The sequence below is a fragment of the Citrobacter sp. RHBSTW-00029 genome (genome assembly GCF_014104295.1).
Classification (GTDB): domain Bacteria; phylum Pseudomonadota; class Gammaproteobacteria; order Enterobacterales; family Enterobacteriaceae; genus Citrobacter; species Citrobacter youngae.
The window spans coordinates 3,961,604-3,976,593 of record NZ_JABXRT010000001.1 but is presented as its reverse complement, the minus strand read 5'-3'; the positions used below and the strand labels follow the sequence as shown (position 1 = coordinate 3,976,593).

The following is a 14,990-nucleotide window of genomic DNA, read 5'->3' as shown; positions in this document are numbered from 1 at the left end:
ACATGAGTGTGATTGCGCAGGCAGGGGCGAAGGGTCGTCAACTGCACAAATTTGGTGGTAGTAGTCTGGCAGACGTGAAATGTTATTTGCGTGTCGCAGGTATTATGGCGGAGTACTCGCAGCCTGACGATATGATGGTTGTTTCCGCCGCGGGCAGTACCACTAACCAGTTGATTAGCTGGCTGAAGTTAAGCCAGACCGATCGTCTTTCTGCGCATCAGGTTCAACAGGCGTTACGTCGCTATCAAAGCGAGCTTATCAGCGGTTTGTTACCTCCTGAGGTGGCGGATGGGTTGATCGGCGCGTTTATTCACGATCTGGAACGCCTGGCCGGGTTACTCGACAGCGGTGTAAACGATGCCGTTTATGCTGAAGTCGTCGGGCATGGCGAGGTGTGGTCCGCGCGTTTGATGTCCGCTGTCCTTAATCAACAGGGGCTGGAATCGGCCTGGCTGGATGCGCGTGAGTTTTTACGTGCTGAACGCGGCGCTCAGCCGCAGGTGGATGAAGGTCTTTCTTACCCATTACTGCAGCAACTGCTGGCGCAGCATCCGGGTAAGCGCCTGGTGGTGACTGGTTTTATCAGCCGTAGCAATGCGGGTGAAACGGTCCTGCTGGGGCGTAACGGCTCTGACTACTCGGCGACGCAGGTTGGTGCGCTGGCGGGCGTTTCTCGTGTCACCATCTGGAGCGATGTCGCCGGGGTTTATAGTGCGGACCCACGTAAAGTCAAAGATGCCTGTTTGCTACCGCTGCTGCGTCTTGATGAGGCCAGCGAGCTGGCGCGTCTGGCGGCTCCGGTTCTGCATGCCCGCACCTTACAGCCGGTTTCGGGTAGCGATATCGACCTCCAGTTGCGCTGTAGCTACACGCCGGATCAGGGATCAACGCGGATTGAGCGAGTACTGGCTTCTGGTACCGGGGCGCGCATCGTGACCAGCCATGACGACGTCTGTCTGATTGAGTTTCAGGTTCCCACCGGCCAGGACTTTAAGCTGGCCTACAAAGAAGTCGACCAGATTTTAAAACGCACCCAGGTGCGTCCACTGGCGGTGGGCGTGCATCCTGACCGCCAGCTACTGCAATTTTGCTATACCTCCGAAGTCGCTGACGGCGCACTGAAAATTCTTGATGAAGCCGGTTTGCCGGGCGAGCTGCGTCTGCGCCAGGGGCTGGCGCTGGTGGCGATGGTTGGGGCAGGCGTAACGCGCAATCCGCTGCATTGCCACCGTTTCTGGCAACAGTTAAAAGGCCAGCCAGTCGAGTTTACCTGGCAGTCGGAAGAGGGGATCAGTCTGGTTGCGGTACTGCGTACCGGCCCGACCGAAAGCCTGATTCAGGGTTTGCATCAGTCTATTTTCCGCGCAGAAAAACGTATTGGTCTGGTGCTGTTCGGCAAGGGGAATATTGGTTCACGCTGGCTGGAACTGTTTGCTCGCGAACAAACAACGCTTTCCGCGCGTACCGGGTTTGAATTCGTGCTGGCAGGCGTGGTGGATAGCCGCCGCAGCCTGCTGAACTATGAAGGGCTGGATGCCAGCCGTGCCCTGGCCTTCTTCGACGACGAAGCGGTAGAGCAGGATGAAGAGGCGCTATTCCTGTGGATGCGCGCCCACCCGTATGATGATTTAGTGGTGCTGGATGTGACGGCCAGTGAACAATTGGCCGATCAGTATCTGGACTTCGCCAGCCATGGTTTCCATGTCATTAGCGCCAATAAACTGGCGGGGGCGAGTACCAGTGATAAGTATCGCCAAATTCATGATGCTTTCGAAAAAACCGGTCGCCACTGGCTGTATAACGCCACCGTGGGCGCAGGTTTGCCGATCAACCATACTGTGCGCGATCTGATTGATAGTGGCGATACGATTCTGTCGATCAGCGGGATCTTCTCCGGCACGTTATCCTGGCTGTTTCTGCAATTTGATGGCACGGTCCCGTTCACCGATCTGGTGGATCAGGCCTGGCAGCAAGGGCTAACTGAACCGGACCCGCGCGTCGATCTTTCTGGCAAAGATGTGATGCGTAAGCTGGTGATCCTGGCGCGTGAAGCAGGTTACGATATTGAGCCGGACCAGGTTCGCGTTGAGTCACTGGTGCCTGCGCACTGCGAAGAAGGCTCCATTGACCATTTCTTTGAAAATGGCGATGAGTTGAATGAACAGATGGTGCAACGTCTGGAAGCTGCACGTGAAATGGGGCTGGTGTTGCGCTACGTGGCGCGTTTTGACGCCAATGGTAAAGCGCGTGTGGGTGTTGAAGCGGTCCGCGCTGAACACCCGCTGGCAGCGCTGTTGCCGTGCGATAACGTATTCGCCATAGAGAGCCGCTGGTATCGCGATAACCCGCTGGTGATCCGCGGGCCGGGCGCAGGTCGTGATGTGACCGCCGGTGCTATCCAGTCCGACATCAACCGTCTGGCGCAGTTGCTGTAGTTTGCGTTGCCGGATGGCGCTTACGCTTATCCGGCCTGGCTATGACACAAACCGTAGGCCCGGTAAGCGGCAGCGCCACCGGGCAAATCCAGGATGTTGTATTTCTCTGTCAGCGTCCTTATCGTCTGAAACACAGAATGGGCAGAGTAACGTGGGCTTTGCTGAAATTCCGTCTGTTGCTGCAACCAGTTGAGAAAATGATGACTTGCCGCCAGGGTTATTGACGCTCCTTTTTCAACCTGACCCTCTGTTAACAAACACACCATTTTACGCGTGTCGCCTTGTTGCCAAATTTGCCACTGGTTTTGCCACCATCCCTGATAACTTTTGCCCAGTAACTGCCAGGGCCTGGTGTGTTGATCGTCGCTGATTTCTTCATCCACAAACCAAAGCGAGGCGTGATGTTCGCGAAATTGTTCCGCCCATGCGGTAATCACTGCGCCGCGCAGAAAGCATTCGTGGGCAATAATGTGCGTTTTTACCGCAGGCCAGAGATGGCTCAGGACGCGGAAATGCCCATGCGCGGTAATGACCGGGCGTAAAATTGCGCCGCTGGCGTTACGTTTGAGCATCGCGCTGCCGTACTGAATTTCGTCAAATTGGCTGCGGCGTAAAAACTGCGTTTCTCGCTGACTGACTCGTTCCACAATATCATCATGACTCACCACTGGCTCAGTGCTGCCGCGCCAGCGGTAACGCAATGAAGCCCCGGCAGGATGAGGTGTGGAATTGCTGGAAATATGCAGAATATTACCGCGAATAGCGTCAAAACTGAGCAACACATAGAGTTGCTGATCTGCACTGGCGCCCTGAAAAGGTACGATCAGAGAGACTGTTGCGATTTGTTCGGGCGGTTGGATGGCGACGAGCGGTTGCTGCTTTGGTGTCCAGACCTTTTTGCAGCTCCGGCACTGAACGCGTTGGCTGCCCTGAGGATTTCGGCCATAGCGTATCGTTTCTCGCTGGTAACAACGTGGGCAAAAATGACCGCTTTGGGCGGCAAAATCCGTTAAATATGCTGACAACCACCTACCAAACTGTTCCTCATTAAACAGCGGGGGATAGCTGCCGCATGCCCGGCAATGCAGTGCGGCATAACCCAGTCGATACTCTGGCCAGCTGTAATCTGCTGAGCTCGCCAGCCCCAGATTTTTACAGCCGAAGGACTTACAGCAATTGATGGTGAACAGTGACGTCATCGTATTACCAACGATTTTTAATGGTCGTTGATTTTGACCCGCGACTATCACCAGTGGATGTGAGTTTTCTCACATAAAAAACCCTTTCAGAACGTAACGTAGCGATTCTTTATATGACTGAAAGGGATTGATTATGAAGTTAAAAATGCTTGCTGTTGGTGTTCTGGTATCGTTGCCGCTCTGGGCGAGTGCCAAAGATGTCACAATTATCTATACCAACGATCTTCACGCCCACGTTGAACCTTATAAAGTCCCATGGATTGCGGATGGCACGCGTGACATTGGCGGTTGGGCCAATATCACGACGATGGTGAAGCAGGAGAAAGCGAAAAACAGCGCCACCTGGTTTTTTGATGCGGGTGATTATTTTACCGGGCCGTATATCAGCAGTCTGACCAAGGGTAAGGCGATTATCGATATCATGAACACCATGAATTTTGATGCTGTCACCATGGGTAATCATGAATTCGATCACGGTTGGGACAATACGCTGTTGCAACTGAGTCAGGCGAAATTCCCGATTGTGCAGGGCAACATCTTTTATCAGAACAGCAGCAAAATGTTCTGGGATAAGCCTTATACCATTATTGAAAAAGATGGCGTGAAGATTGGCGTGATTGGCCTGCACGGCGTGTTTGCTTTTGATGATACGGTTTCTGCGGCGACACGTATTGGTATCGAAGCGCGTGATGAAGTGAAGTGGTTGCAACGCTATATCGATGAGCTTAAAGGCAAAGTCGATCTCACCGTGGCGCTGATCCATGAAGGCACGCCAGCGCGTCAGTCCAGTCTGGGCGGCACCGATGTGCGCCGTGCGCTGGATAAAGACATCCAGACCGCAGGCCAGGTGCAGGGGCTGGATATCCTGATCACCGGTCATGCGCATGTGGGCACGCCGGAGCCGATTAAAGTCGGTAATACCCTGATCCTTTCCACCGACAGCGGGGGCATTGATGTGGGTAAACTGGTGCTGGATTATCAGCAGAAACCGCATCAATTTACCGTGAAGAATTTCGAGCTAAAGACCATTTTTGCGGATGAATGGCAACCAGACCCGCAGACGAAACAGGTCATCGATGGCTGGAATAAAAAGCTTGATAAGGTGGTACAACAAACGGTTGCAAACTCTCCGGTTGAGCTGACGCGTGCTTATGGTGAATCTTCTTCGTTGGGCAATCTGGCGGCGGATGCGTTGCTGGTGGCGGCAGGTAAAGATACCCAGTTAGCGCTCACTAACTCAGGCGGCATCCGTAATGAAGTCCCCGCAGGAGCCATCACCATGGGGGCAGTCATTAGCACCTTCCCGTTCCCGAACGAGCTGGCCACAATGGATCTCACCGGTAAGCAGTTGCGTAGTTTGATGGAGCACGGTGCGAGTTTAAGTAACGGTGTTTTGCAGGTATCTAAAGGCCTGGAGATGAAGTATGACAGCAGTAAACCGGTCGGTCAGCGCGTCACCGTACTAACGTTAAACGGCCAACCCATTGAAGACGCCACCATCTATCACATTGCCACCAATAGCTTCCTGGCGGACGGTGGTGATGGTTTTGCCGCATTTACCGAAGGTAAAGCGCGAAATACATCCGGAGGCTACTACATCTCTAATGCGGTTGTTGATTATTTCAAAGCGGGAAATCCGCTGACGGATGAGCAACTCAAAGGCATGCGTGTGGCAGATGTGAAACCGTAGCGAGCTCAGGCCAGCAGACAATCCGCTGGCCTGTTGTTTTAGCCTCTGTGAGAGGCAAACACCTCTTTCGCGGCAAACAAACCATTGAGTGCCGCGGGGAAGCCAGCATATACGGCCATCTGCATAATCACTTCAACGATCTCATCCTGCGTTAAACCCACGTGTAATGCCGCGCCAATATGTACTTTCAGTTGCGGTGTGGCGTTACCCAGCGCAGTTAATGCCGCGACGGTAGCTATTTCTCTACTGCGTAAATCCAGCCCCGGTCTTGAATAGATGTCGCCAAAAGGAAATTCAATCAGGTATTGGGCGAAGTCTGGCGCAATGTCCTGCAGACTTTCGATGACTGCATCGCCCCCTTTGCCATCTACTTTTTGCAACATCTCCTGGCCGGTAATAAAGCGTTCTGAAAGCATCATTTCTTCCTCTATCGTGTGGTCTGTGGCGTGAGGATAGAGCGCGCAGAATGATTGGGATAATACCGTTTCCGTGATACTTTTTTGGTATGACAATATCGCCCCTGCACTCTCTGGATATCCGTCTGCTGCGCTACTTCACCGTAGTGGCCGAAGAGAACAACATGAGTCGTGCGGCGCAACGTCTTTTTATGTCGCAGCCGCCGCTAAGCCGTCATATTCGCCAGCTTGAAGAACGCCTGGGGGTGACGCTTTTTGTCCGTCATACCCGTGGGCTTACGCTGACGGAGGACGGCCAGCGCGTACTTGAAATGGTGCGTCCGCTGCTGGCGCTACAGGACAAGACCTATATTGCATTGAGCCAGTTAGCGCAGATGGAGGTGCAACCTCTGCGTTTAGGATTAAGCACGGCGTTTGAACAGGGCGTTTTTGTGGCTCTTGAATCAACGCTAAATGCTCGTGTAAAAATGCTGCGTGTCATGCGTCACGGCTCACCTGAACTTGTTCGTCAGGTAAGGCGAGGCAAACTGGATGCGGCGCTGGTGGCTTTGCCTATTGAGGCATCTGGGCTTACCGTCACCCCTTTAGCCTGGCAAGAGCCGATAATTGCTGCATTACCCTCCTTTTGGTCAGAGGCTTGTACGGCTTCTCTTTCCTTATCGGCACTCAACCACCGACCGTTGTTCTGGTTCCAGCGGGAACGTAACCCGGCTTTTTTTGACTATACCCGGCAGATTTTCCACCGCGCTGGTTACTCTCCTTCCTGTCTTGAAGAACCACTGGAGCATGATGTGCTGCTTGCGCGGATTGCCCAGGGCGATGGTTTAAGTTTGCTTCCGGCTTCATTTGCTGCTATCCAGCGTCAGGGCGTGGTATTCCATCCACTGAGCGATGCTGAGCTGTGTATCCGTGCCGGGTTAGTGATGTTGCCTGAAAATGAGAGCCGGTTGCAGTGGGTGCAAGAACTCATGATGCAATCCCTCATCATTTCAAGCTGATGTGAATTTTTTTCACGTTGGCTGAGTATTCCTCACCTTTAGCGATGATTTTTGTGTTGACGCCAGCATGCTTTTCCGTCATTTTTACATCTAGACGTCTAAACGTATAGCAGTTCACAACACAACATATAACGACAAAAGATTGATGAGGTAAGGTATGAGCTTTTTTCACGCCAACCAGCGGGAAGCCCTGAATCAGAGCCTGGCAGAAGTTGCCGGTCAGATTAACGTTTCATTTGAGTTTTTCCCGCCGCGCACCAGTGAAATGGAGCAAACCCTGTGGAACTCCATCGATCGCCTGAGCAGCCTGAAGCCGAAGTTTGTTTCAGTCACTTACGGTGCAAACTCTGGTGAGCGCGACCGTACGCACAGCATTATTAAGGGTATTAAGGATCGCACGGGTCTTGAAGCGGCGCCGCACCTGACCTGCATTGATGCGACCCGTGATGAGCTGCGTACCATTGCTCAGGACTACTGGAACAACGGTATTCGGCATATTGTGGCCCTGCGTGGTGACCTGCCGCCGGGAAGCGGTAAACCAGATATGTATGCTTCTGACCTGGTGACGCTGCTGAAAGACGTTGCTGACTTTGATATCTCCGTTGCGGCTTACCCGGAAGTGCACCCGGAAGCAAAGAGTGCTCAGGCTGATTTGCTGAACCTGAAGCGTAAGGTTGATGCCGGTGCGAACCGTGCGATTACCCAGTTCTTCTTCGATGTAGAAAGCTATCTGCGTTTTCGCGATCGCTGCGTGTCTGCGGGTATCGATGTGGAAATTATTCCGGGTATCCTGCCAGTCTCCAACTTTAAGCAGGCGAAAAAATTTGCCGACATGACCAATGTTCGTATCCCTTCCTGGATGTCGACAATGTTTGATGGTCTGGATGATGATGCCGAAACCCGCAAGCTGGTAGGGGCGAATATCGCCATGGACATGGTGAAGATCCTCAGTCGCGAAGGGGTGAAAGATTTTCACTTCTATACGCTCAACCGCGCTGAGATGAGCTACGCTATTTGTCACACACTGGGTGTAAGACCGAATTAAACAGATGCCCCAGCCCTCTACGGAGGGCTTTTTATTGATCATTTTGATCTACATCTCTGTAACGTAAAATATAAAAGGAATTAGCTATCGAATCTGTGGGTTATTTCGACTATATCTTATCTCTGGTGGTGTATATCGTAGTCAGAACACTGTAAAGGGAGCATATAGATGAGCATGTCCGACGATAGCCATAACGCATCAACTGCCGGTAAGTGTCCTTTTCATCAGGGCGGTCACGACCAGAGCGCGGGAGCAGGAACGAACAACCGCGACTGGTGGCCTAATCAACTCCGTGTAGATTTGCTGAACCAACATTCCAACCGTTCGAACCCGCTGGGCGAGGACTTCAACTACCGCAAAGAATTTAGCAAACTCGACTATTCTGCCCTGAAAGGGGATCTCAGAGCCCTTCTGTCCGAATCTCAACCGTGGTGGCCTGCTGACTGGGGTACCTATGCCGGTTTATTCATCCGTATGGCATGGCACGGTGCAGGGACCTATCGCTCCATCGATGGACGCGGTGGCGCGGGTCGCGGACAGCAGCGTTTTGCACCACTGAATTCCTGGCCGGACAACGTTAGCCTTGATAAGGCGCGTCGTCTGCTGTGGCCAATCAAGCAGAAATATGGTCAGAAAATTTCCTGGGCCGACCTGTTTATCCTCGCGGGTAACGTGGCGCTGGAAAACTCAGGTTTCCGTACCTTCGGTTTTGGTGCAGGGCGTGAAGACGTCTGGGAACCGGATCTGGACGTAAACTGGGGTGATGAGAAAGCCTGGCTGACTCACCGCCATCCTGAAGAGTTGGCAAAAGCGCCGCTGGGCGCAACCGAAATGGGCCTTATCTATGTGAACCCGGAAGGGCCGGACCATAGCGGCGAACCGCTTTCTGCGGCAGCGGCTATTCGCGCGACCTTCGGTAACATGGGAATGAACGACGAAGAAACTGTCGCGCTGATTGGTGGTGGTCATACGTTGGGCAAAACCCACGGTGCAGCACCAGCATCCCATGTTGGTCCTGATCCGGAATCTGCACCAATTGAAGCGCAGGGCCTGGGCTGGGCCAGCAGCTACGGCAGCGGCTCGGGTGCAGATGCCATCACTTCTGGTCTGGAAGTTGTCTGGACGCAGACTCCGACCCAGTGGAGCAACTATTTCTTCGAGAACCTGTTCAAATATGAGTGGGTGCAAACTCGCAGCCCGGCAGGCGCTATTCAGTTTGAAGCGGTTGACGCACCGGAGATTATCCCCGATCCGTTTGATCCGTCGAAAAAACGCAAGCCAACAATGCTGGTCACCGACCTGACCTTGCGCTTTGATCCTGAGTTCGAGAAGATCTCTCGTCGTTTCCTTAACGATCCGCAGGCGTTCAACGAAGCCTTTGCCCGTGCGTGGTTTAAACTGACGCACCGTGATATGGGGCCGAAAGCGCGTTACATCGGACCGGAAGTACCGCAAGAAGATCTGATTTGGCAGGATCCACTGCCGCATGCGTTCTTCAACCCAAGCGAAGAAGACATTCTTAACCTGAAGGCGACCATTGCAGCTTCCGGACTTTCTGTCAGTGAGCTGATATCGGTGGCGTGGGCTTCCGCATCGACTTTCCGTGGTGGTGACAAACGTGGTGGCGCTAACGGTGCGCGTCTGGCGCTGGATCCACAGCGCGGCTGGGATGTGAATGCCACCGCAGCACGCGTTCTGCCTGTGCTGGAAGGTATTTATAAATCTGCTCATACCGCCTCGTTGGCCGATATTATCGTGCTGGCCGGTGTGGTCGGTGTCGAGAAAGCGGCAAGCGCGGCGGGTGTTAACATCACTGTACCTTTTGTTCCGGGCCGCGTAGATGCGCGTCAGGACCAAACCGATATCGAGATGTTTGAGCTGCTGGAGCCTATTGCAGATGGTTTCCGTAACTATCGTGCCCGTCCTGACGTGTCGACCACCGAGTCGTTACTGATCGATAAAGCGCAGCAGTTGACCCTGACAGCACCGGAAATGACCGTGCTGGTAGGCGGGATGCGCGTACTGGGTGCCAACTTTGATGGTAGCCAGCATGGCGTCTTTACCGATCGTCCTGGCGTGCTCAGCACTGACTTCTTCGTCAATCTGCTGGATATGCGTCATGAGTGGAAGGCGGTTGATGAGTCAAAAGAGCTGTTTGAAGGTCGTGATCGTCTGAGCGGCGAAGTAAAATACACCGCAACCCGCGCCGATCTGGTGTTCGGTTCTAACTCTGTATTGCGTGCAGTGGCTGAAGTTTATGCCTGCAGCGATGCCCACGAGAAGTTCGTGAGAGATTTCGTGGCCGCATGGGTGAAAGTGATGAACCTGGATCGTTTCGATCTGCTGTAACAGACGATGCCGGATGCCGCTTGTGCGGGTCCGGCATCGTAGGAATAAAAAAATCCCCGCAAATGCGGGGATTTTTATTGGCAGGTTATTCCCACTCTTGCAGATACCGCTGGCCATACTGATCGGCCACCAGCAGCGCAGCGTAAACCTGATCCGGCGTGGCGCCGCCCGGCATGTTGTGGATGGTTTCGCCTTCGGCACAGGCTGCCTCAGCCACAATGCGCATTTTCGCCGGGATATCCTGTTTGATGTCCAGTTGCGCCAGGGTAATCGGCAAGCCAACGGAATGGCACAGCGCTGCCACGGTTTCGATTTCGTCTACCGGCGCGTTTTCCAGCACCAGTTGCGTCAATGTACCGAAAGCCACCTTCTCACCGTGGTAGTAGTGATGCGCATCCGGGATTGCCGTCAGACCGTTATGAATGGCGTGTGCCGCAGCCAGGCCGCCGCTTTCAAAACCGACGCCGCTCAGATAGGTGTTAGCTTCAATTACGCGCTCCAGTGCAGGCGTGACCACGTGCTGCTCGGCGGCCAGCATCGCTTTTTCACCTTCTTCTATCAGCGTATTAAAGCACAGCTCTGCCAGCGCCAGCGCCGCCTGAGTACACTGACCGCCCGCCATGGTGGTTGCGCCGCTGCGTGAACAGGCACGCGCTTCGAACCAGGTCGCCAGCGCATCGCCAATACCCGCAGCTAACAGACGCGCCGGTGCGCCCGCGACAATTTTGGTATCAACAATGACCCTGTCCGGGTTATTGGGCAGCAGCAGATAGCGATCGAATTCACCGGCATCGGTGTAAATGACGGACAGCGCGCTGCACGGCGCATCGGTAGAGGCGATGGTTGGCGCAATGGCGACAGGCACGCCCATAAAGTGCGCCAGCGCTTTGGCGGTATCCAGCGTTTTACCGCCGCCAATACCGAGCACGGCACCGCATTGCGCTTTTTCTGCCACGCCACGCAGGCGGTCGATTTCGTTTTGCGAACATTCGCCGCCAAATGGTGCAATTTCCAGCGCCAATCCGGCGTCATGGAAGCTTTTTTCCAGCGCAGGTTGGGCAAAGCCTAAGACAAACTTGTCCCCAACGACCAGCCAGCGCTCTGCCAGTGGTTTGAGGTAGCTGCCAAGACGGGTAATAACATCAGCACCCTGGATGTACTTACCAGGTGATTGAATAATGCGATCCATACTTTATTTCCCTCACAGGTTGATGTGACCAAATGCGTTGTTCCAGTCCTGCTCAAACTTCTCTATCGCTGACTCTACCGCAGGGGTATTGAGCATTTGTTGCGCTACGTCTAATGGCAGGGTGATTGCTTCACATCCTGCCAGCAAGCAATCCAGCGCCTGACGTGGAGTTTTAAAGCTGGCCGCCAACACCATGCTGTTCGGTGTATGCAGTTCCAGTAACGTTTGCAGTTCCTGTACTGTGCGAATTCCGTCGCCGCCCTGCGCGTCGATACGGTTAACGTAAGGCGCGATATATTTCGCTCCTGCCAGCGCAGCCAGTAGCCCCTGAGAAGCACTGTAAACGGCGGTTCCCAGCGTGGTGATACCCTCTTTTTTCAGCATCTTGATCGCGGCCAGCCCTTCGGATGTCACCGGGATTTTCACTACCAGACCGGGCACCGCATTGCTCAGGCGTTTAGCTTCTTCCACCATGCCCTGCGCATCCCGGCTCATGGTCTGGGCAAACAGAATGCCCTCTTTGCCAATGGCGTTCTGCAGGCGTGGCAGCACATCCCAGATGGATTCTTTGCTTGCTGCCACAATGCTTGGGTTGGTGGTGACGCCCGCGATAGGGAAGATGCGGGCCAGACGTTCGACTTCCGCGACGTTGGCGGTATCAAGATAAAGTTCCATACAAAAACACCCTCTATGTTTTCCGTTAGCTGCCCGTTGCCGGGTTGCTTTGCTATGCACAGGATAAGAGTGTTTCGTCACGCGGCGCTATCTGACAAATCTGCCAAAAGCTGGATAAATGTAATATGTCTATAAAAGTGAGAGATACTTCACATGTAAGTGATATGTGCTGGCATATGTTTTTTGATAATACAAAAATCCAGTAAATGTTACCTTTGTCTCCGTTTTCTGTCCCAGTATGCGATTATTACTGGTCAGTTTTTTTCTCCGTCAACTGGCTGTGATATTGCCGACGATACTCTGACGGCGAACGTTCAGTATTCTTGCGAAACAGGCGGCAGAAGTAGTTGCTGTCAATAAACCCACAGGTGTGCGCCACGTCTTTGATCTTCAGCTCGTAACCCTTGAGCAACGTTTTTGCATGTTCCAGTCGCGTGTGCTTCAGGTATTCGTTAAACCCGATAGCGCCCGTTTTTTGAAACAGGTGGGAGAGGTAGTTGGGTGAAATGTAAAACGCCTGTGCGACGGATTCACGGGTGAGCGGCGAAGCGTAGCGTTCGTCAATATAGCTGCGAATGGCGTCGAAAAGCGCCTGACTACGTGATGCGGTTTGGATCTGGCTGCCGAGCAGATCGCGACAGTGGCTCAGCAAGCTCGCAACGATTAGCCTGGCCGTTTGCTGCTCCTGTGGCTGCATTTGTATTTCATTGAGTGCCTGTAGCAGGAAGGAGCCGATACGTGGCCCGCGGCGTGCCATATGTTGGTTGGCAAGATGTTGGAACTGGCGGCCATCCCACTGCATAACGCTAAAGATTAACTGCTGCTTAGCGAACAGAATCGTCAGCATGGTGACGGGCGTTTGCCATTGCGGAAGATTCCAGCCTCCTGCCGGGACGTACAGAACGTCTCCGGGAACAAGTATGTTCCCAATACCTGTATCCGAAAGTTGCCCCTCCAGCACGATTTCCAGTCGCGGAAAATCGACCTTATACGCCAGTTCTGGCGTTGCGGCGTTGCTGCTGGCGAAGTAAACCTGGTGCAGCGGTAAGGGACCGTTAATCAGGCGGGAAAGTAGGTGGCTGATGTTGTGATACATGTGAATCCCTGACAGATCGTGGACAGGGAAACAGTAACCGTCATCATAAAAAAAGGCCACTCTTAAAGAGTGGCCTGAGAGGGCATTACTGATTCCCGATTTGATCACCGTAAGGCAGGGAGTCGTAATCAATCAGGGCGTTTTTCTTGTACGGATTACCAATCCAGCGGGTCGTCTCTTTGAACTCCGGGCTGGTAATAGAACGGGTCGGATCGAAACCGTCGTACGTAAAGCCGGCCAAATCTGACCAGGTATGGATAAGTTCAGAGCTGCTGTACTTGCGATTAACGTCCTGTGAGAAGTCGCGTGGGTGCGCAGCCTGCCATTTTTCAGACGTCCACAGCAGGAACGGTACCGTATACATATGGCGCGTTGGGCTATCTTCGTTACGGCCCTGCGTTTTATGTGGCGGCGTGTCATACACTTCTTCACCATGGTCAGAGAAGTAGAGCAGGAAGCCGTTTGGATCAGTTGCTTTGTAGTCTTTGATCAGGCTGGCAATGATATGGTCGTTATAGACGTTGGCATTGTCATAATCGTTATATGACTCCAGTTCATCACTGCTCAGACCTGCAGGTACGTTCTCGGTATTACCGTCAAACTTGCCCTGGCCTTCCGGATAGCGGAATTTGTATTTAATGTGCGTACCCAGCAAGTGAACGATGATGAACTTTTTCGGAGCTGGGTCGGCCATGACTTCTTTAAACGGCGCCAGTACGTTGCTGTCATATTCACGCGCACTTTGGGTACGCTGCTGGTTCATATAGAACTGCTTGTCTGTCTGCCGGGAAAATACGGTCAGCATGGTGTTACGGGCGGTCATTGTTTGCTGGTTGGTGATCCAGAAGGTTTTATAACCCGCCTGTTTCATCATATTCATCAACGACGGCTGCGTCAGATATAAATCCGGGTTCTTCTCGTTCGCGAAGGTCAGCGCCTGTTGCAGGATTTCAATCGTGTACGGACGTGAGGTCACGACATTATTGAAAACGGTGAAGTTAGGATCGGATTTATGCAGCGCATCCAGTTCCGGCGTGGTTTCACGTGGGTAGCCGTACAGGCTCATGCGGCCACGTTGAGTTGACTCGCCAATCACCAGCACCAGCGTACGCGGAGCATCACCAGAATTGTCTTTAAAGTTAGCCAGTGGTGGCAGTGCGTTGTTCTCATTCAGCAGGCTATTTAATGCGGTCAATTGTTGACGGTATTGATAATAACCAGAGATGAACTGCCATGGCGCGGCAGGCTCCATGCGCGATGCAAGGCCGCCCAGCGTTTTCTCAAAAGGCTTATGCTTGATAAACGTATTGACGGTCATTGGGTGCAGAATTAAACCGTACAACAGCGCAAATGACACCAGATAACGCCATGGCGAAGGAATATGAACCGGGCGTAAACGCGTCCACAGCAGGATTGCGGTTGCTGTGTAGGCCAGTGCGATAAGTACGATCTTGAGACTGAAATATTGGCTCAGATATTCGCGGGCTTCGTTGGCGTTGGTTTCAAACATGACGAACAGAACGCTTTGTGAGAATTCTTGTCCGTAAATAACATAATAACTCAGCGCGGCCAATGAAGCAGCCCAGAGTGCCACACCAATAACGGCAGCGATAATGCGAATACGGTTCGGGAATAAGAATACCGGAATCAACCACAATGAGCTGAACAGTATTGAGTCGCGTAATCCGTTAGTTCCGCTATAGCCAGTAAAATAAATAATGGCCTGGAGTAAGGTAGAGAAGAACCAAAAATAGAGGAGTGCCCAACCCAGGGCTTTCCAGCTAAATTTGGGTTTAGACTGGAGTTGTAAGGATTGCATAGTGTGAGCCTGTCTTTAATCGTAGCGCCAACGTTAGCGGCTAAACATTAAGAGGATCTGAAGCAATGCGAGTCGAAAA

The 14,990-nt window shown here is 53.0% G+C and carries 11 protein-coding genes; 5 read left to right on the top strand and 6 right to left on the bottom strand.

Annotation, left to right across the window (positions count from 1 at the left end; all coding sequences use genetic code 11):
- The first annotated feature begins 2 nt into the window (after positions 1-2).
- On the top strand, positions 3-2,435 hold the full coding sequence (gene metL, locus HV041_RS19225; protein ID WP_048213987.1) for a bifunctional aspartate kinase/homoserine dehydrogenase II: 2,433 nt from the start codon (positions 3-5) through the stop codon (positions 2,433-2,435).
- A gap of 26 nt (positions 2,436-2,461) precedes the next feature.
- On the opposite strand, the gene HV041_RS19220 is transcribed toward metL, so the two are convergent.
- Positions 2,462-3,634, bottom strand: coding sequence for a cytoplasmic protein (locus HV041_RS19220; RefSeq protein WP_121585291.1), 1,173 nt, complete (start codon positions 3,632-3,634; stop codon positions 2,462-2,464).
- A 133-nt stretch (positions 3,635-3,767) separates the two neighbouring features.
- Here HV041_RS19220 and HV041_RS19215 point away from each other — a divergent pair, with 133 nt between their 5' ends.
- Complete coding sequence (locus HV041_RS19215) at positions 3,768-5,324, top strand: bifunctional UDP-sugar hydrolase/5'-nucleotidase (RefSeq protein ID WP_048213985.1); 1,557 nt, start codon at positions 3,768-3,770, stop codon at positions 5,322-5,324.
- A 38-nt stretch (positions 5,325-5,362) separates the two neighbouring features.
- On the opposite strand, the gene HV041_RS19210 is transcribed toward HV041_RS19215, so the two are convergent.
- Positions 5,363-5,740, bottom strand: a complete 378-nt coding sequence (locus tag HV041_RS19210) for a carboxymuconolactone decarboxylase family protein (protein WP_048213984.1) — start codon at positions 5,738-5,740, stop codon at positions 5,363-5,365.
- Between the two features lie 89 nt (positions 5,741-5,829).
- Here HV041_RS19210 and HV041_RS19205 point away from each other — a divergent pair, with 89 nt between their 5' ends.
- From HV041_RS19205 to katG, 3 genes are all read left to right on the top strand, one after another.
- Positions 5,830-6,738, top strand: a complete 909-nt coding sequence (locus tag HV041_RS19205) for a LysR family transcriptional regulator (RefSeq protein WP_048213983.1) — start codon at positions 5,830-5,832, stop codon at positions 6,736-6,738.
- A 157-nt stretch (positions 6,739-6,895) separates the two neighbouring features.
- Complete coding sequence (gene metF / locus HV041_RS19200) at positions 6,896-7,783, top strand: methylenetetrahydrofolate reductase (RefSeq protein ID WP_005121692.1); 888 nt, start codon at positions 6,896-6,898, stop codon at positions 7,781-7,783.
- Positions 7,784-7,951: 168 nt separating this feature from the next.
- Positions 7,952-10,132 carry a catalase/peroxidase HPI gene (katG, locus tag HV041_RS19195; RefSeq protein ID WP_121585293.1) on the top strand — a complete coding sequence of 727 codons (2,181 nt, stop codon included), beginning with the start codon at positions 7,952-7,954 and terminating at the stop codon, positions 10,130-10,132.
- 85 nt (positions 10,133-10,217) lie between these two features.
- Here the strand turns inward: katG and HV041_RS19190 are convergent, their stop codons facing one another.
- The 4 genes from HV041_RS19190 to HV041_RS19175 form a co-directional block, all read right to left on the bottom strand.
- On the bottom strand, positions 10,218-11,321 hold the full coding sequence (locus HV041_RS19190; protein WP_048213981.1) for a glycerol dehydrogenase: 1,104 nt from the start codon (positions 11,319-11,321) through the stop codon (positions 10,218-10,220).
- Positions 11,322-11,333: 12 nt separating this feature from the next.
- Complete coding sequence (gene fsa / locus HV041_RS19185) at positions 11,334-11,996, bottom strand: fructose-6-phosphate aldolase (protein WP_003028839.1); 663 nt, start codon at positions 11,994-11,996, stop codon at positions 11,334-11,336.
- Positions 11,997-12,243: 247 nt separating this feature from the next.
- Positions 12,244-13,092 carry an AraC family transcriptional regulator gene (locus HV041_RS19180; protein ID WP_121585294.1) on the bottom strand — a complete coding sequence of 283 codons (849 nt, stop codon included), beginning with the start codon at positions 13,090-13,092 and terminating at the stop codon, positions 12,244-12,246.
- Between the two features lie 85 nt (positions 13,093-13,177).
- Positions 13,178-14,911, bottom strand: coding sequence for a phosphoethanolamine transferase CptA (locus tag HV041_RS19175; RefSeq protein WP_061066983.1), 1,734 nt, complete (start codon positions 14,909-14,911; stop codon positions 13,178-13,180).
- Between the last annotated feature and the right edge of the window lie 79 nt (positions 14,912-14,990).